The following is a 17,150-nucleotide window of genomic DNA, read 5'->3' as shown; positions in this document are numbered from 1 at the left end:
AAAAAGAAACCGGTCGTGAACTGGTTTCTTTTTTTTGAAGTAAGCCCGCCATTGTGACCGTCTTTTTATCTCCGCCTTGCTGCTTGCTGAAGCGGGTCCCACACACTGTTAAAAGGCGGTGCATAGCTAATATCTAAATCTTCAAGATCTGTTATGGTTAGCTGTTGGTAAAGAGCAGTTGCCATCACATCGATCCGTTTATCTACACCGTTTCTTCCGATGATTTGGGCACCGAGCAAGGTGTAGTCATCACTTCTGTAAAGCAGTTTGATTTTCATTTTTTGCGCATCTGGATAATATCCAGCGTGATCTGTACTGTCAATGGTGATGGTGGAAAAAGGAATATCAGCTGCTTGTGCTTCCTTTTCAGATAAACCCGTTCGTCCTGCTGTCATGCTCATAAATTTCATGACGGCAGTTCCAGTCACGCCTTGAAACGCCCGGTTTGTTCCCGTCATATGAAAACCAGCGATTCTTCCTTGTTTATTCGCCGTTGTGCCGAGCGGAATATAATCGAGTGATTGTTTGATGCGGTGATAAGTGGCTGCGCAATCCCCGGCAGCATAGATGTCTTTTACATTGGTTTGCATGTATTCGTTTACAATAATGGCACCATTTGAAAGTCGTTTGATTCCTGTTTTGTCTAAAAAAGAGGTTTGCGGGGTGACGCCGATGGCCATGATGACCATATCTGTTCTTATGGTTTGTTTGTCTGTTTGAACAGCTGTGACACGTGACTCGCCCTCTAATGTCTGCACGGTTTCCCCGAGAGTCACGTGAATGCCTTGGGCATCCGCCTCTTCTTTCAGGTGCTTTGCCATATCGGGGTCAAAGCCCGGACCAAGTGTTGAACCCCGCTGAATGATATGTACATTTTTCCCCAGTGCTTTTAAATTTTCAGCCAGCTCTAAGCCGATATATCCACCGCCGATAATGGTGACATGTGTGATATTTTGTTTTAAGTGGTCTAAAATGGACAGCGCATGCGGAATGGTTTTTAATACGTGTACGCCTTCTAGCGGCTGATTATTTAAATTCAGTGTGACGGGGCTTGCTCCTGTCGCAATTAAGAGGCGGTCATAGCTTTCGGTAAAGGATTCTTTTGTTTTCGTATGAGCCCCTGACACCATTTTTTGCTTTGGGTCAATGGAGGTCACTTCGTGTAAGCATCTAGCATCAATTCCGTATTTGTCGCGAAATGTTTCAGCACTGCGTGCAATCAGCTTGCTGTGGTGATCAATGAGACCGCCGATCAAGTAGGGGAGGCCGCACTGTCCATATGAGAAAATCTCTCCTTTTTCAAAAGCGACAATATGTGCATCCGGGTCCTCTCGATATATTTGCATAGCACAGCTCATTCCTGCTGCATCTCCGCCAATGATCACATATTTCATTTGGTGTGCTCCCTTCTATCTATCGAACTGAATACTCTTATTTACCCTCATTTTCCTTTTTTTAATGCTTTTTTTTCGCAAAAGAAGCAAACTTTAGTTGAAAAATAAAGACAGCGCCTTCATTTTAAGCTACAATCGGATTATCGTCTTTTTGGTTACGAGTTTAGTGAAGATTGGTGGGAAAGACTTTGAGTGACACACGACTAGATTTTAATACTTTATATACACGTCATACAAGAGAGGCTTGGTCTGCTCTTGGAGAATATATGCCGGTATCTGTTTCAGAAGAGGAAGCAAGAGCACTTCAAGGATTAAATGACTATTTATCGCTTGAAGAAGTTCAAGATATTTACATACCACTTATTCGTTTTTTGACATTGCATGTCTTTGCAGAAAAACAAAAAAATCAGCATGTGAATGCCTTTTTAAACTACCCGCATCATGCGAAAATTCCTTTTCTAATTGGGATTGCTGGAAGTGTGGCTGTCGGGAAAAGCACAACGGCCCGTATCATCGAAACACTTTTATCGAGGCTTGGAGATGGACTGAAAGTGAGTCTTGTGACAACAGATGGCTTTTTGTATCCTCAAAAAGAATTAAAGGATCGAGGACTCATGGAAAAGAAAGGCTTCCCGGAAAGCTATGATGTCAAAGCCTTGTTGTCTTTTTTAAACGAATTAAAATCAGGGAAACAAACCGTGCATGCCCCTGTATATTCGCATCTGACTTATGACCGCCTTGAAGGTGTGTATGAAACGGTGGAAGATGCCGATATTGTCATCATTGAAGGAATCAATGTGCTGCAATCCCCAGCGCTGGATGATCTGAAGGATGAACCGCGTGTGTTTGTATCAGATTTCTTTGATTTTTCGATTTATGTAGATGCTGCTGAAGCGCAAATTCAATCATGGTATAAAGAACGGTTCCGTTTGCTGAGGGAAACAGCTTTCCAAGACCCTGAATCCTTCTTTCATCAATACAAAGATTTGACGGATGAAGAGGCAGATCACATGGCAAGCACAATTTGGAACACTGTCAATCGCCCTAATTTATATCAAAATATTTTACCGACAAAATATCGAGCTGATCTCATTTTAAAAAAAGGCGATCAGCATAAGGTGGAAGAGATCGCCATCCGCCGAGTATAAAGAAAAACCGCTCAAACGAGAGCGGTTTTTTTTAGTGACCTCCACTTACTTTTACAGCGACGGCAGCCGCCGTTCGTTTTTTTAGGCGGTAGTATCCGATGAGTAAGAACGGAACGCCTGCAGCAGTGACAATCGCCAAGACTGAAAAAATGGAAAGGGGATGGGATGCACCAAATAAATCAATACACAATCCTCCGACAAACGGTCCGACGACGCTGCCTAGCTGAGAAAACCCCATTGCGCCGAAGTATGATCCTTTCATTTCAGGTTTTGCAATATTGTCCACAAACAGATCCATCATTGCAAAGAGCAGTACTTCACCAATCGTAAACACGACAATGATAAAAGCAAGCGCACCGAGACTTTGTGAAAAAGCAATGGCAAACAAACTTCCTGCTAGAAGCAAGTTCCCAGTCGTTAACGACAAAATCGTTGAATAGCGCTTGGCGATCATAATCAGCGGGTACTGAATGACAATGACAACAACAGCGTTTAAGGATAAAAGGTAACCAAATAGCTTAGGGCCATCCTCAATCATAGGCGATGCTGATAAATATTGAGGCAGTGTTGAACTTAGATGCGAATAGCCAAACGAACATAAAGTAACGCCAATGAGGATGATGCTAAAGACCGTATCTTTCTGAATAATGGAAAGAGCTTTTTTGACACCGATTTGTTTGGTGCTTTCTGGAGCAGCCACTGGATGCTTTTGAAATTGCCATGCCAGCGTTAATCCGTATAACAAGTAAATGAGGGCAGCGACGAGAAATGGAAAAGTCGTTTTTGATGACCCAAGATATAAGCCAAGCAGCGGGCCGAAAATGACACCAATGTTAATGGCTGTATACCGTAAATTAAACACAAACAACCGAATACTTGATGGGGTGACATCAGATAAGAGCGCCTTAGATGTTGGTTCAAACAGTGCCCGGCACAGTCCGTTTAAAGCGTTCATGATAAAGAAGACCCAAATGGCATCTGCAAATGCAAAGCCAACAAAGACAAGTGTCCAACCGAAGATTGATAGAAGCATGACCTTTTTTCTTCCGATACGATCAGAAATATATCCACCGTAAAAACTCGCAACGATCCCAATCAGAGAGCTAACGGCAATGATTAATCCAGCAGAAGAAGCTGAGGCGCCTTTGACTTGTGTTAAATAAACGGCCAAAAAAGGAATGCTCATGGACGTCGCCATTCGGCCAAATATGGTGCCGATGATGATCGTCCAACTAAGCGGATGTAGCGTACGTAAGTTATTTTTCATGCTGTTTCTCCCCTGAGTTTGTAAGATGTTCCAATCATACATGAAAAATTGTGCAAATTAAATACACAATTTGATGGAGGGGACATCCGCCATATGGCAGAGAAGCTTGATTAGCGTATTTGAAGACGCGTGCTTTTTTATGCCGGTGCTTTTATGACACTGATTCGTGCGGTCATTTGACCCCATTTAATCAAGGTCGATCGCGACGATTTGCTGCAAGGACAGGTTGAGAACATCTTCATCATTGATGATTTTTATGCGCTGCGTTTCATAATGAATGGCTTTTACCCAGCCCCAAAACTGCTCTTTCCTACCTTCTACGGCATACGTCACGCAAATCGCTTGATCCTCGGTAATCGACTGTGTGATCAAAAAATTCATTTCCTCCAGTTGATCGGTGCTCAGCGGGAGAGGGATGTATTCTTTTTTCTTCCGTTTTTGAGCAAGCAGCTGCTCCCGGTGCTCTGGAAGCATCATTCGGCTTGATTCCCACATGAGGTTGTATCCAGGTGTTAATTTATTGGGATTCATGGCTGTTCGCCTCCGTTATTTGTAATGTCCGCCAATTTTTTCGGCGCGGTGATACGCCTGCCCTGCGCTTGTCAGTGACGAAGCGTGCAGCAAGGCAGCAGGCCCATACTTTATGTGGATCGCATCAAATACTTTGCTGAGTTTGTCTTTTTGAACATGATGATCAAATAAATTTAGCTGATACTGACTGTCAGACTGCAGCTGTGAGAGAGTAATACCGACACTTCGAATGGGCTGACCATCCCAGTGCTGCTGGCATAACTGAATGGCTGCATCTGCAATATCTCTCCCGTACTGTGTAGGCGAATGAAGCTTAGTTTGTCTATGAAATCCGGTCGGGTGAGAAAAATCAGCGCCTCTCACGCCAACAGACACTGTTTGACCAAGATAATGCTTAAAGCGTGCACGTCTTGCCACTTCTTCGCTCAATTCAAGAAGAGAGACTTTGATATCCTCAAAAGACGCATAATCATGGGGGAGAGTCATATGATGTCCCACCGCTTTTTGTTCATTGTGTGTGTGAATGGTAACCGGAGAGGGATCATGCCCTAATGCTGTTCGCTGCAAAAGCTCTCCGTTGATTCCCCAGCGTTTTTTAAGCCGGTCTAACGGATAAGCAGCAAGCGTCCCAATGGTACTGATGCCCATTCGTTTTAAATGGTGCTCCATTCGTTTACCAACGCCAAATAATTTTCCAATCGGAAGCGGCCATAAATCAGCCGCAACACTGTCTGCGCGAAGTTCATAAATGCCAGATGTGTTTTTTTTAGCAAAATGGTCACAGGCCATTTTGGCGAGCACTTTATTAGGACCGATGCCAACACGTGCGTAAATACCCGTCTGGTTCATAATGGTTGTTTGTATATTTTGAGCGATCTCACGGGGAGAACCGAGTAGTGTCAGACTACCTGTAATATCGAGAAATTGTTCATCAATTGAATACGGTTCGACAAGATCTGTGTATTGTTCAAGCAGCTCTGTGATCATGACAGAGATATCAAGATAACGCTGCATACGGGGGCGTACGACGACAGCTTCGGGGCATTTCTCCTGTGCTTCCCATAATCTTGATGCATTTTGTACGCCCCGTTTTTTAGCAAGCGGGCAGGCAGCAAGTACGACCCCGCTCCGCCGCTCAGGATCTCCAGAAACGATGAGCGGTACATCCTTCAAGTGGGGAGCCTCCACTTTTTCGACTGACGCATAAAACGATTGCATATCCACAAGCAGAATGGCTCGTTCATTCATTATTTTCACCTCTTAGAACGTATGTTCTGTATTTATTGTAACCGTCAAGAGGCGAAATTGATACTGGTAAATCATTCAAAGAAAAGAGTGTAAAACCATATAAAAAAGACGAAGTGTCTTCCACTTCGTCTCATTTGATCAAACATATTTTTAAGCATGTGCTAAATTGTAAGATGTTTGGAGCGGCTCAGAACGCAAACGATAGGCCGTCAGTTTTTTCTTAGGCTTATGAGTAAATTGCCGCACCACATCCACGTGGTCATCGTAATGATACAGATAAAGGGTCACATCATGCTTGCCAAGCTTTGTTTGCATAGTAAGCGGCGCAGGCCCTTCCTGCGGACGAAGAAAGCGTTCTTCATCACCAGGATAAATATAATAGCGTTCAATAAAGATCGCATCATTAAAATGTTGAATAATTTCAGATGCTTGCTGATCATCGAGCGGACGATCTTCAAACATGATCGTTGTTTGATCACTTGTTACTTTTGCATGCACTGCATAACGGCTAAAAAGGCGTTCCACAACACCAGAAGGCAGCGAAGTGACAAGAAGCTTTAAAAGACTAAACACAACAAGTGAAGTAACAATCCAAACCAATATCATCATCTCCAATAAACATTTGTTACATTTCCTATATGAACCATCTTAACATACCAAAAGAATGAAACTTTCGCACAAAAAGTGAACTTTTTGAAATAAGTGTGAAGATTTAAAAGGAGATGACCGCGAAAGAACGAAGAATCAACAAAGCTGAAAGGAAAAAGGCTGACACGTGATCTTTACAAACAATAAATCGGACAGGTAGACTATTGAAACAACAGTTTTTTGTGAAAAAAGAGAGCGGTAAGTTAAAAATGAAAAGGGGCGAGGTCATCATGATACGTCAAGTGAAGCCGTCAGATTTTTACGCCGTCACATCCGTCATCCAAAGCTGGTGGGGCGGTAGAGATTTACGCGCAAAATTGCCGAAGCTATTTTTTGAACATTTTCAGCAAACAAGTTTTGTCGTCGTTGAAAAAGGTGAACTGATAGGCTTTTTAGTCGGTTTTTTATCGCAATCTCATTCAGATGAAGCGTATATTCACTTTGTTGGGGTACATCCAGATCATCGGAAATTAAAGATAGGAAAAATCCTATATCAAGCCTTTTATGATGTGGCAAAACAGGAAGGAAGAACAACCATTAAAGCGGTAACAGCTCCTGTAAATAAAGTATCGATTGCCTATCATGCAAAATTGGGCTTTCAAATTGAAAAAGGGGACAAAACTACTGTAGAAGGAATCTCCGTGTTTTCAGACTATGATGGAATAAATGAAGATCGTGTTTTATTTGTGAAAAAATTAGAGGCAATGCAATGATTGTCAATTTAGATCAAACAATAATTGATGTAGCAAAGCAGATCTTACATATTCAACTAGCTGCATACCAACAAGAAGCTGAGCAAATTGGCTATGCCGATCTCCCACCATTAAAGGAGACCATTCAAGATGTAATGAAAGCAAAAGAGCAATTTATTGGTTTTGAGCAAAAGGGAATCTTACTAGGTGTTGCCTCTTATGAAGAGCAGAAAGATTATTTGATCATTAGTCGATTGGCTGTACATCCAAAAGCGCTAAAGCAGGGTATTGGAACAAGACTTATGTCCACAATTATGGAGAAAAATGTCCCTATAGAACTGACCACAGGGCAAAAAAACACCCCTGCAAAAAGGCTATATGAAAAGTTAGGATTTCTTGAAACAGGTGTGATTCATGTTGTAAAAGAGCTCACCTTATCAAAAATGACATGGACACCAAGGCGAAAGGTTGAGGTTGTCGAATTCAAAAAAGAGTGGCATGAAGAATTCCATCAAGAAAAGCAGCAACTCAAGCAAATCATTCAAAAGAGCTGGATAGAAGGACATCATATTGGTAGTACGTCAGTTGAAGGACTTGCTGCCAAACCAATTATTGATATCTTAATAGAAGTAAGTCATATAAAAGAGATCGATAGAAAAAGAGAGAGCTTTGAACATCTTGGATATCAAGCGCTAGGTGAAAATGGCATAAAAGGGAGACGTTTTTTTCAAAAGGGTGGCTTGAATCGTACGCATCATGTCCATGTTTATGAGAGAAATCACCCTGATGTGAAAAGGCATTTATTGTTTCGAGATTACTTAAGGGCCCATCCAGAACGAGCTGTAGCGTATGCGTCTGTCAAGGAACAATTAGCAAAACAGTATCCGGAAGATATACAAAGCTATATGGCAGGAAAGAATGAAATCATAAAAGAAATAGAAAATGAGGCATATCACTGGGATAGAGAAGGAAGAGAGGGAGCTCTTTAAATAAGCTACCTCTTTTCCTCGTTAATTAGGAAGCTGAACATTGCCTTTTACAATATAGGCCTGTGAAGCAGCAGTAGATGGAAGAGCGGGTAATTTATCCTTTACAATGACCCCGCGGATATCTGTGATTCGAACAGGAAGAGATTTAGACCCCATATTAAATCCAAGGAAATGGTTGTAGTCTGTCTTTTCCATGTTCACCCATTGTCCATCTTTGTAATATTCCATTTTCATAATCGGATATTTATGATTGCGCACTTGAATCGCAGCCCACCACTCACTGCTGCCTTCTTTTATTCTGTAAGCTACATTTCCGCTAATCGGTGCTTTTACAATTTTCCAACTAATTGGGATTTTCCCATCTGCCATATTACCGATTTTGGCAAAGGCATTAGGAGAAAGATCAAGAGCTCCTTTTGCTCCTTCTGGATATTTATCGGTTACATACACAACGGTTTTTCCTTTTGGACCCTTTACTTCAAGGTAAGCGCCTGCAAGTGCCGCATTTACCCCTTTATAGTTATAGTCATGAGGATTTAAAGCCGTAATTTCCATGTCAGATGGAATAGGATCTAATAATGCAGCGCCCCCTGAGTAACCAGATCCCGTATAAGTCGCATAGCTTTCTCGTACTTCATCAAGGACAGATGACGCTTTCATGTTTGGCACAGCGAAACTCAACATAAATATCAGTGCCCCGATGAAGCAGAGAGATAATCTTTTTTTCACGATCTAAAACCTCCTGTTTATTCTTTTGAAATTGGTAGCGTCATCAGTATAATTCTAAAAAACAAGAAGCGAAAAGAGTCAATAGATAGATATAATCCTAGTGAGAAGAGCGTGTATTTCAAAGAATATGATTTTCGGATTTAGTCGTGTAGTCGTGTGTCATGTTTTATGGTGTTTTATGTGTTACAATGTAAGCATCAATTTAAAAAGGATGTTCTCCATGTATATTCACATCACAGAACTGGCTAAAACATATATAAAAAAACAGCAAATAGAAAACGAAACTAAGGAATTACTGCTTCGCTACGATTCAGAAGGTTGTGGCTGTGCAGTGAGTGGCGTACCAATGCTTTGGTTAACAAGTGAAAGAACAGGTGAATGGGAACAACTTAAAAATAGCCAACATTTAAAACTATATATACACATTGCACAGAAGGTATTTTTTGATGAGGAAATGACCATCGATTTTAATAAAAAATCCAATACATTGATGCTGAAAAGTCCTCAGCAAATACTCAGTCCAAGAATGGGCATACTTGTAAAGTAAGGTGGAAACGTAGTGGATCAGAAGCTTAGAGTGATACAAAACACGGCACAAAATAAAACATGGGTGTCGTTTTTAAATAACAATCATCCCTATACCCTTTTGCACTGGTCAATAGGTGGAATGGATTCGGTGAAAAAGGATGTTTGGCTTCTTCAGGATGAAGTCACATTTGAAACGGAAGAGTTTCCAACACTCGAATTAGCTGTCAATTGGATCAAAGAGAATATGGAACAGATAACAGATGTATTATAAAAGCCCTTTTTGACAAAAGGGCTTTTTTCGTGTCTTCATCATCTCACCAAGAAGCTGAGAATGTCTAATCTGTAAAATGATCATTTGAAACGAAAAACCCCCATTTTATAACAAGCAATTCGACAAAATGAGAAAAATAGACATGAAAAAATCGTGAATATACATGCCGAAAAATAGGCAATGGAAGCGGTTATTGCGGGATACCGAAAACTTTGCGAAAAATGACATTTCATATTTCTTCCATTCGAGGAAATGTGATAGAATACAACATGTATCGTATATGAGAAGGGAGGTGCTAAAGTGAATTGAAGCTCAAGCTGTCATCGCCTCAGGTTGGAATCAAAATAAACGAATGGTATAGGCAGATTTGCGGATTTCATGTCATGAAAGCAGAGAAGCTGAAGGCCGAGATCGAGCAGGAAATTCTGGAGATGGAGCAAGATCAAAACTTGTTGCTGTTTTACCAGCTGATGGATTTTCGCCATAAGGTGATGCTTGAATATTTTGAACCGGCAAAGAAAGCCTCAAATGATGAAGAAATTAAAAACCTGCTAGAAACGATCGAACATTCGCAAACGAAATTAACGGACATGCTTGAATACTATGTTCATTTTTTCACAGGAATGTTTGAGTTTGAACAGCAAAACTATTTAAGTGCCATTGCCTATTACCGTTCAGCAGAAAAAAAGCTCAATCTCATATCAGATGATATAGAAAGAGCAGAATTTTACTTTAAATTAGCTGAAATATACTACCACATGAAACAAACCCACTTTTCGATGCACTATGCCTTGCAAGCGTTAAATACGTACTCTGCCTACAGAACGTACACGCTGAGAATCATCCACTGTGAATTTGTCATCGGTGCAAACTATGATGATTTGAAATGCTATGAACATGCATTGCCCTACTTTAAAAATGCTCTAAATCGAGCACGCTCAATTGGAAACCCTCGAGTCATAGGTTCGGCCCTTTTCAACTTAGGTAACTGTTATTACCAAATGAACAACCTTGCGGAAGCAAGCCGTTATCTGAAAGACTCTCTTGAAGTGTTTGAAAAGGAGAATTTAACCCATCTTAATCGCTCTCTAGACCCACTATTTATGCTCACCCAAATCCTGTTTAAACAAAAACAAATAGAAGAGTCGTTAACCCTCTATCAAAAAGGTATTATGAAAGCCTGTGAATTAGAAGATGAAATTTACATCTGCAAATTTCAGTTCTTAAAAGCATTATACGTTGATGCAGAAATAACGATCATAGACGATACATTAGACCTGCTTGAGGACAAGCGCTTATACCCAGACATTGAGGAATTGGCACTTGATGCGGCTCATTATTACAATGAGCTTGGGCTGTATGAAGCATCGACACGGTTTTACGAACGGAAGATTCAAGCCATATCAAAAATTCAAAATGGGGGTCATTTATATGAAAACGAGTTTGATAGTTCTTTTATTGGCAGCAACTGCAGGATTATCGGTCATGAGTCAGCAGCAATCGGAAGAGAGTCATATGGAACTGGCGGGCAGACACCATACAACAGTGGTGACTATCGCATAAGTTAGCTCAAAAAGAGGAGACGAACCGCTGTTCAATCTCCTCTTTTATCTTCATTTGATGCAAATTGTTGAAGGAATGCTTGAACTTCTTGTTCGTAAGCTTCTTTATTTTCACTAAAAGACATCGCATGCGCCCCGTGCGGCGCTATAAATAGCTGTTTATCACCTTTTTTTCGAGCATATAGCTGCTGACTCTGCTCGCATGGAATATAGTCATCATGAAGACTATGGATAAAAAGCACAGGTTCTCTCACCTGATCGATCACATCAAGCGGTGACACTTGCCGAATGCTGTATCCATCCCGCCATTTTAACACTCGATCACTTAGTGGAAGAATCCATTGCCCTGAAAGACGAAAATCTGTTTTTAATCGATAGAGAAGCTGATCCTCAAAAGAAGCAAAAGGACAGTCAGCTATGTAAAAATTGGCGCTTGCTTCCGGCTTTGCAGCATATAACAAAGTCGTGACTGCCCCCATTGATTCTCCATGTATGCCGATCAAGGCATTTTCTCCAAGTCTTTGTCTGAGCCACTTTACGACCTTCGCTAAATCTTCTTTTTCGTAGTATCCATAACTCGTGGTTTTTCCGCCGCTCATTCCATGTCTTCTATGATCATAAAGCATCACATTCCATCCAAGGTTTTGGAATAATTTCATATACTTAACGGAATTGATTAAACTAACCGTAACGCCATGACAAAGTACAATGGTGCGTGTTGTATGTGGATGTGAGTGCGGCACAAAATAGCCATGAAGATCATAACCAAATGCTGAAGGAATACACACTTTCTCTTTGTTAAGCTGTTGAAACGCTTCATGATGATAATGCCCTTCATCTGATTCCCGTTTGATGAGCTCTTCATCTGTTAGTTTTCGAATATACATCATTTTATTGGTGAAAAAAATGCCGATTGCAATGAGCGGACATAATATGAAGGCAAGTATAGCGATCCATTTTTTCATCTAGCTGATTCTTCCTTTCCGAGGTTTTTTCTATGACGATCATACCACATGTTGGGAGAATGGCGTGACTCTTGCTCAGGAAATAAAACGGATGATACACTTAGAGGCAAAAGGAGAGAGGCACAATGAAAAAGAACAATGATCAAGCGAAATTAAAGGACGGCATAAACGAGGATCTCAAACAGCAGCTCCTTCAAATGAAGCAGAATCTGGCCGCCGAAACAGAAAAAAGAGAAGAACAAAAACGACAAGACCTCCTTCGGCAGCAGAAAGAAAAAGAAAAAAACAAAAGCTTCTCCGAGCTGCTAGATGAAAGTCATTTGGACTGGAGAAAATATAAAAGCTAAAAAAGGGAGCACTGATGCTTCTTTTTTTTATGTCATCAGCTTAGTTAGATAGATCATAATCAAGATTTAAAATGATTTAACACTAACCTTTAGGTAAGTACCTGTACTGAAAGTGCATACTTACATCTTTTCTTTATTCAATTTACTATTAAGATATAAATAAGATTTAAGGAGGACACATTGATGAAAACTCTTGTAATTATTGCACATCCGAATATAACAACTTCCGTTATAAATAAACGGTGGTTAGAAGAGCTTAAAAAATATCCAGAAAAATATACTATTCATGAATTGTATAAAGTCTATCCTAATGGAGCTATTGACGTGGAAAAAGAACAAAAAATGGTTGAATCACACGGTCAACTTATTTTTCAATTTCCTATACATTGGTTTAATTGTCCGCCGCTACTAAAAAAATGGCTTGACGATGTATTAACTTATGGATGGGCTTATGGCTCAAATGGAGGGGATAAATTAAAGAATCGTAAAATTGCTTTAGGTGTAACGGCAGGAATCAAAAAAGAAGATTATACAATAAATGGGAGATATACATATACCCTTGAACAAATATTAGTTCCATTTAAAACAACATTCCTGTATTGTAGTGCAGATTATCGTTCGCACTTTGCGTGTTATGGTAAAGAAAATGCGCCAGGGGGAAATGAAGAAGAAGAAAATGATTTTAGTACAAGCGAAATGGAAAAAAGCACTCAGGATTATTTGAATTTTATTGAAAGCATGTAATTGGTAGATTTATAAAAACTAAAAAAAGAAGTATTTCTCCATATAGGGGGATACTTCTTTTTATTCAATCAAATGAACTAGCTGCTCAGCACGTCCTATGAAGCAGGAGAACGATTTTTTTCCCCCCATTCGCACATCATATTTAGTAACGGAACAAGAGAAAGACCACGTTCAGACAAAGAATATTCAACTTTTGGAGGTATTTGAGGAAATTCTGTCCTTATAATAAGATCTTCTGCCTCCAACTCTTTTAGCATGATGCTTAGTGTTTTGAATGAAATGGAACCTATGCTTCGCTTTAGCTCATTATGACGCATCACTTTATTTTCAGAAAGCCAATATATAATGATTATTTTATATTTACCTGCAATTAGGGACAAGGTATATCCAAATCCAGTGTCTTTTAATTCAACACCAGTCGGAACGCAGGTTTTGTTAACACTGTTATTTTCTAGTTCATTCATGATATTCTCCTTTCATACTTATTTTCGTTTTCTATTTATATACCAATTGAAAACACCTTTTGTTCAGCGATTCTTTTATATTTGAAGACGAACGCCTCTGATAAGCAACAATGGGTTCAATTTCTTAGCAATCGCTTGATCAATATTTCACATCGGATGATTTTTAGGAGCTCATTCATCTAATGTGACTATTTCGTCTTTCTTCTTTACCTTATTAAACAAAAAAGCTGGTAAACGGAGTCTATACGCTGAAAAGAAGACAAAGGGCTAAAAAAGATTATGTTAGCCTTTTGTCAACATTTTCTAATAGATCACATCAGGTGACCTCTTCTTTTATCTCATTTCAACCGGTGCGCCTCATACACAGATGGTTTTGTATAGTAAGTCAATGCTTTTACTTCTTGGTCACTTAAAGAACGTGCATTGGCCGCTGCCGCATTTTCTTTTAATTGTTCCACCGAGCTTGCGCCAAATACAACGGAACTGACCGCAGAATTATTAAGCAAATATTGAATGGACAGCTCTGTGAGTGATAGGTCATAAGCGACTTTCTTTAAAGAAGGAATAACCTGCTGTAGCTCGTCAAATGAATATTGAAGATAGCCGTTTTTTTGAATTGATGGACTTGCTTGTGAAAGTGGTTTTTCGGTTAAAAGCCCTTTTGCTAAAGGTCCTCTTGCCACGACACTAATGCCTTGTTCCTCAAGAAGAGAGAACCATTCCTCTGGACGGCGGTCGAGTAAACTATATTGCATCATTACACTGACGATGTTCGATTTTTTGGCGTATTCTTTAATGACGTTCGGACGGATAGAAGAGATGCCATAATAGCGAATAACGCCTTCTTCCACTAATTCTTCAAAAGCCTCAATCGTCTCATCAATAGGATCGTTGATCGTGCCTCCGTGCAATTGGTATAAATCAATATAATCTGTTTGCAGCCGCTTGAGGCTTTGCTTTACGGCTTCTTTTATGTACGCCTTTGAAGGGTCCCAGTTCCAGCCGGATTTGCCTTTTTCAAAGCGGTTCCCGCCTTTTGTGGCCAAAATTAAATCTTGCCGCCTGTTTTTAATCGCTTCCCCGACAATTTCCTCATTTGTTCCAAAATCATATAAATCGGCTGTATCCAAATAGTTAATTCCAAGATCAATCGCTTCATCTAGTAAAGAGAACGCTTTTCCTTTTTCTGTTCCTAGGGACATACATCCTAGAGCCGCTTCGCTCACCAAAAGATTCGATGTACCAATTCGTCTTTTTTTCAATTCCATCACACTCCTATTCCTTCACATTAAGTGAAAAAAATCTGGAATTCAAGCTAGGTGACTTCAAGTGGCGCATTGAAGCAAGCGTCCGCATTTCGCTTCTCTTAAATCATCTATGTTAAAATGAATGAAGTAAAAAGTGAAAGTAGAACGAGGAGCTGACAAAATTGAAGGACTTTGAAGAAAAAACATTATCGACTAAAGAATTATACAACGGAAAAATCATTGATTTGGTTCTTGAAGATGTAGAATTGCCAAACGGAAAACAAGGCAAACGCGAAATCATCAAACATCCTGGTGCAGTAGCCGTCATTGCTCGGACAGACGAAAATAAAATCATCTTGGTCAAGCAATACCGTAAAGCACTAGAGAGAGCCATCGTTGAAATTCCGGCTGGTAAATTAGAGCCAGGGGAAGAGCCGGCACATACAGCACTGCGAGAATTAGAAGAAGAAACAGGATACACCACTCAGAAGCTTCAAAAGCTGACGGCCTTTTATACATCACCAGGTTTTGCAGATGAAATTGTCCACATGTATCTTGCAGATCAGCTAGTTCCGCTTGAAGAAAAAAGAGAGCTGGACGAAGATGAATTTGTTGAAGTGATGGAAGTTTCATTAGAAGAAGCCTTGCACCTCGTTGAAAAGCAGCATATTTATGATGCAAAAACAGCCTATGCCATTCAGTACTTACAACTGCAAGAGGTACTTAAGTCAACAAAATGAGGGAGTTTTTTGCAGACATCCATATTCATATTGGCAGAACAAGAACAGGCAGAGCTGTTAAAATTACAGGTGCAAGGTCACTGACTATTGACCAAATTCTCATTGAAGCAACGCAAAGTAAAGGGATGGGGATGATTGGTGTGATTGATGCACAATCTCCAGAAGTTCTAGAAGAATTAATAGAAGGTGTAGAGGAAGGCAAGTACACTGAACTAAGTGATGGCGGTCTCTCATTTGGACAGACCGTCCTGCTTTTAGGCAGCGAATTAGAAATTAACGATAACCATTCAAAAGGTCCGATTCACGTGCTTGCATTTATGCCCACACTGCGCAAAATGACTGAGTTCTCCGCATGGCTCGCGCTTCATATGAAAAATGTGCATTTAAGTTCACAGCGCCTCTATGTGGATGGGAAAACACTGCAGCATAAGGTCAAGGAGCTAGGAGGCTTATTTATTCCTGCTCATATTTTCACCCCGCATAAAAGCTTATTTGGCAAAGGAGTCAGCACGTCTTTAACGGAAGTATTCGATCCGGACCTCATTGATGCTGTTGAACTAGGACTTAGCTGTGATACGTCAATGGCGTCCCAGTTAAGCGAACTGAACCGTTATCCCTTTTTAACGAATTCAGACGCTCATTCTTTAGGGAAAATCGCGCGAGAATATACAAAAATCCGCATGGATCATGCCTCTTTTGCCGAATTTAAACTAGCCCTTGAAGGGAAAGAGGGGAGAGCCATCACAGGAAATTATGGGCTCGCCCCGCGGCTTGGGAAGTACTATCATACAACCTGCGAGAAGTGCGGAGTAAGACCTCACGCGCTAGATCAAGAAAAGTGCCACGCATGCGGACATACACGGATGACAAAAGGAGTGAGTGAGCGTTTAAAGGAGCTTGCCGACCAAGAAAGTGACAATGGAACAAGACCTCCTTATGTTCACCAGCTTCCGCTTCAATTTATTCCGGGTGTTGGAGCCAAAACGCTGGAGAAGCTAAAAGCCGTGTTTCACACAGAGATGAATATCCTTCATCAAGCTACAGAACAAGAACTAAAAGCTGTCCTGCCAGAAAAAACAGCCAATTACATCATCAAAGCAAGAAAAGGTGAAGTCGAACTGATCGCTGGCGGGGGCGGCGTGTACGGTAAGGTGGATATCAATCATGAATCAAGTTAACTGGACATGTGAAACGTTTGAAGAATTGACAAAAGAGGATCTTTACCTAATCTTAATGGAAAGAGTCAATGTATTTGTTGTTGAACAAACATGCCCTTACCCTGAAATTGATCAACGGGACCAAGAAGCGCTTCATCTGATGGCAAAAGAGGACGGCACGATTGTGGCTTATTGCCGAATTTTCCAAAGTGGAATCATATACGAAGAGGCATCCATTGGCCGCGTTCTTGTGACGCAAGCAGGCCGAAAAAAGGGCTATGGAAAAATGCTGCTCAGCAAGGCTTTGGAAAAGCTGAGTGAATTAGGTGAAACAAGTGTCAAAATTCAGGCGCAGGCCTACTTGAAGTCGTTTTACGAATCCTTTGGATTTAAGGCCGTTTCTGATTGTTATGAGGAAGATGGAATTCCGCATCTTGATATGGTGAAAACAGAAAGATAGGCGTGTATACGTCTATCTT

At 40.6% G+C, this 17,150-nt stretch carries 20 protein-coding genes; 11 read left to right on the top strand and 9 right to left on the bottom strand.

From position 1 onward, the window contains the following. Positions 1-65: 65 nt before the first annotated feature. Positions 66-1,394: a CoA-disulfide reductase gene (locus tag MHH68_RS10755; protein WP_061408449.1), complete on the bottom strand. Its 1,329-nt coding sequence runs from the start codon at positions 1,392-1,394 to the stop codon at positions 66-68. 188 nt (positions 1,395-1,582) lie between these two features. On the opposite strand from MHH68_RS10755, the gene coaA reads away from it, so the two are divergent. Beyond that, on the top strand, positions 1,583-2,542 hold the full coding sequence (gene coaA / locus MHH68_RS10750; RefSeq protein WP_058014749.1) for a type I pantothenate kinase: 960 nt from the start codon (positions 1,583-1,585) through the stop codon (positions 2,540-2,542). A gap of 31 nt (positions 2,543-2,573) precedes the next feature. Here coaA and MHH68_RS10745 read toward each other — a convergent pair whose 3' ends face one another. The 4 genes from MHH68_RS10745 to MHH68_RS10730 form a co-directional block, all read right to left on the bottom strand. Then, positions 2,574-3,809, bottom strand: coding sequence for an MFS transporter (locus tag MHH68_RS10745; RefSeq protein ID WP_058014750.1), 1,236 nt, complete (start codon positions 3,807-3,809; stop codon positions 2,574-2,576). Positions 3,810-3,995: 186 nt separating this feature from the next. After that, a complete protein-coding gene (locus tag MHH68_RS10740; RefSeq protein ID WP_058014751.1) occupies positions 3,996-4,340 on the bottom strand; it encodes a YolD-like family protein in 345 nt (114 codons plus the stop codon). A gap of 15 nt (positions 4,341-4,355) precedes the next feature. Then, entirely contained in the window at positions 4,356-5,588 is a 1,233-nt protein-coding gene (locus tag MHH68_RS10735; RefSeq protein ID WP_058014752.1) for a DNA polymerase IV, read from the bottom strand. A gap of 150 nt (positions 5,589-5,738) precedes the next feature. Beyond that, the gene (locus MHH68_RS10730; RefSeq protein ID WP_061408447.1) at positions 5,739-6,188 is read right to left on the bottom strand and encodes a YfmQ family protein; all 450 of its coding nucleotides are present in this window, start codon (positions 6,186-6,188) and stop codon (positions 5,739-5,741) included. 278 nt (positions 6,189-6,466) lie between these two features. Between MHH68_RS10730 and MHH68_RS10725 the strand changes: the two genes are divergently transcribed. Together MHH68_RS10725 and MHH68_RS10720 are read left to right on the top strand one after the other, a co-directional pair. Then, on the top strand, positions 6,467-6,949 hold the full coding sequence (locus MHH68_RS10725; RefSeq protein ID WP_058014959.1) for a GNAT family N-acetyltransferase: 483 nt from the start codon (positions 6,467-6,469) through the stop codon (positions 6,947-6,949). Further along, entirely contained in the window at positions 6,946-7,917 is a 972-nt protein-coding gene (locus MHH68_RS10720; protein ID WP_339163009.1) for a GNAT family N-acetyltransferase, read from the top strand. Before MHH68_RS10725 ends, MHH68_RS10720 begins: the two co-directional genes overlap by 4 nt. A gap of 21 nt (positions 7,918-7,938) precedes the next feature. On the opposite strand, the gene MHH68_RS10715 is transcribed toward MHH68_RS10720, so the two are convergent. Further along, a complete protein-coding gene (locus MHH68_RS10715; protein ID WP_058014755.1) occupies positions 7,939-8,646 on the bottom strand; it encodes an expansin EXLX1 family cellulose-binding protein in 708 nt (235 codons plus the stop codon). 220 nt (positions 8,647-8,866) lie between these two features. On the opposite strand from MHH68_RS10715, the gene MHH68_RS10710 reads away from it, so the two are divergent. From MHH68_RS10710 to MHH68_RS10700, 3 genes are all read left to right on the top strand, one after another. Continuing rightward, the gene (locus MHH68_RS10710) at positions 8,867-9,193 is read left to right on the top strand and encodes an iron-sulfur cluster biosynthesis family protein (protein WP_339163006.1); all 327 of its coding nucleotides are present in this window, start codon (positions 8,867-8,869) and stop codon (positions 9,191-9,193) included. Between the two features lie 12 nt (positions 9,194-9,205). Further along, positions 9,206-9,445: a YqkC family protein gene (locus tag MHH68_RS10705; RefSeq protein WP_339163004.1), complete on the top strand. Its 240-nt coding sequence runs from the start codon at positions 9,206-9,208 to the stop codon at positions 9,443-9,445. 305 nt (positions 9,446-9,750) lie between these two features. Next, on the top strand, positions 9,751-11,013 hold the full coding sequence (locus MHH68_RS10700) for a Rap family tetratricopeptide repeat protein (protein ID WP_058014757.1): 1,263 nt from the start codon (positions 9,751-9,753) through the stop codon (positions 11,011-11,013). 26 nt (positions 11,014-11,039) lie between these two features. On the opposite strand, the gene MHH68_RS10695 is transcribed toward MHH68_RS10700, so the two are convergent. Then, a complete protein-coding gene (locus tag MHH68_RS10695) occupies positions 11,040-11,972 on the bottom strand; it encodes an alpha/beta hydrolase (protein WP_061408438.1) in 933 nt (310 codons plus the stop codon). Between the two features lie 125 nt (positions 11,973-12,097). On the opposite strand from MHH68_RS10695, the gene MHH68_RS10690 reads away from it, so the two are divergent. Both MHH68_RS10690 and MHH68_RS10685 read left to right on the top strand, forming a co-directional pair. Then, positions 12,098-12,319 carry a YqkE family protein gene (locus tag MHH68_RS10690; protein WP_044141056.1) on the top strand — a complete coding sequence of 74 codons (222 nt, stop codon included), beginning with the start codon at positions 12,098-12,100 and terminating at the stop codon, positions 12,317-12,319. 183 nt (positions 12,320-12,502) lie between these two features. After that, positions 12,503-13,063, top strand: coding sequence for an NAD(P)H-dependent oxidoreductase (locus tag MHH68_RS10685; RefSeq protein ID WP_339163002.1), 561 nt, complete (start codon positions 12,503-12,505; stop codon positions 13,061-13,063). Positions 13,064-13,158: 95 nt separating this feature from the next. On the opposite strand, the gene MHH68_RS10680 is transcribed toward MHH68_RS10685, so the two are convergent. Beyond that, positions 13,159-13,527, bottom strand: coding sequence for a helix-turn-helix domain-containing protein (locus MHH68_RS10680; protein WP_169057048.1), 369 nt, complete (start codon positions 13,525-13,527; stop codon positions 13,159-13,161). 338 nt (positions 13,528-13,865) lie between these two features. After that, positions 13,866-14,789, bottom strand: a complete 924-nt coding sequence (locus MHH68_RS10675; RefSeq protein WP_339162998.1) for an aldo/keto reductase — start codon at positions 14,787-14,789, stop codon at positions 13,866-13,868. A 167-nt stretch (positions 14,790-14,956) separates the two neighbouring features. Here MHH68_RS10675 and MHH68_RS10670 point away from each other — a divergent pair, with 167 nt between their 5' ends. Genes MHH68_RS10670 through MHH68_RS10660 form a run of 3 tightly spaced genes read left to right on the top strand, consistent with a single transcriptional unit; the run spans position 14,957 to position 17,131 of the window. Continuing rightward, positions 14,957-15,514, top strand: coding sequence for an NUDIX hydrolase (locus tag MHH68_RS10670; protein WP_058014762.1), 558 nt, complete (start codon positions 14,957-14,959; stop codon positions 15,512-15,514). Further along, entirely contained in the window at positions 15,511-16,692 is a 1,182-nt protein-coding gene (locus MHH68_RS10665; RefSeq protein ID WP_058014763.1) for a TIGR00375 family protein, read from the top strand. The genes MHH68_RS10670 and MHH68_RS10665 overlap by 4 nt, the downstream gene beginning before the upstream one ends. Next, on the top strand, positions 16,679-17,131 hold the full coding sequence (locus tag MHH68_RS10660; RefSeq protein WP_058014764.1) for a GNAT family N-acetyltransferase: 453 nt from the start codon (positions 16,679-16,681) through the stop codon (positions 17,129-17,131). Before MHH68_RS10665 ends, MHH68_RS10660 begins: the two co-directional genes overlap by 14 nt. Positions 17,132-17,150: the final 19 nt, after the last annotated feature.

Source organism: Bacillus sp. FSL K6-2841 (genome assembly GCF_037976435.1).
GTDB classification, from domain to species: domain Bacteria; phylum Bacillota; class Bacilli; order Bacillales; family Bacillaceae; genus Bacillus; species Bacillus pumilus.
The sequence above is the reverse complement of the archived record's forward strand: the minus strand, read 5'-3'. Positions and strand labels throughout refer to the sequence as shown.

Bases quoted from the DNA above. Each gene is read 5' to 3' on its own strand.
- MHH68_RS10755 (WP_061408449.1), bottom strand. From the start codon at position 1,394: ATGAAATATGTGATCATTGGCGGAGATGCAGCAGGAATGAGCTGTGCT.
- MHH68_RS10695 (WP_061408438.1), bottom strand. From the start codon at position 11,972: ATGAAAAAATGGATCGCTATACTTGCCTTCATATTATGTCCGCTCATT.
- MHH68_RS10690 (WP_044141056.1), top strand. From the start codon at position 12,098: ATGAAAAAGAACAATGATCAAGCGAAATTAAAGGACGGCATAAACGAG.
- MHH68_RS10745 (WP_058014750.1), bottom strand. From the start codon at position 3,809: ATGAAAAATAACTTACGTACGCTACATCCGCTTAGTTGGACGATCATC.
- MHH68_RS10740 (WP_058014751.1), bottom strand. From the start codon at position 4,340: ATGAATCCCAATAAATTAACACCTGGATACAACCTCATGTGGGAATCA.
- MHH68_RS10735 (WP_058014752.1), bottom strand. From the start codon at position 5,588: ATGAATGAACGAGCCATTCTGCTTGTGGATATGCAATCGTTTTATGCG.
- MHH68_RS10680 (WP_169057048.1), bottom strand. From the start codon at position 13,527: ATGAATGAACTAGAAAATAACAGTGTTAACAAAACCTGCGTTCCGACT.
- MHH68_RS10665 (WP_058014763.1), top strand. From the start codon at position 15,511: ATGAGGGAGTTTTTTGCAGACATCCATATTCATATTGGCAGAACAAGA.
- MHH68_RS10685 (WP_339163002.1), top strand. From the start codon at position 12,503: ATGAAAACTCTTGTAATTATTGCACATCCGAATATAACAACTTCCGTT.
- MHH68_RS10720 (WP_339163009.1), top strand. From the start codon at position 6,946: ATGATTGTCAATTTAGATCAAACAATAATTGATGTAGCAAAGCAGATC.
- MHH68_RS10710 (WP_339163006.1), top strand. From the start codon at position 8,867: ATGTATATTCACATCACAGAACTGGCTAAAACATATATAAAAAAACAG.
- MHH68_RS10725 (WP_058014959.1), top strand. From the start codon at position 6,467: ATGATACGTCAAGTGAAGCCGTCAGATTTTTACGCCGTCACATCCGTC.
- MHH68_RS10660 (WP_058014764.1), top strand. From the start codon at position 16,679: ATGAATCAAGTTAACTGGACATGTGAAACGTTTGAAGAATTGACAAAA.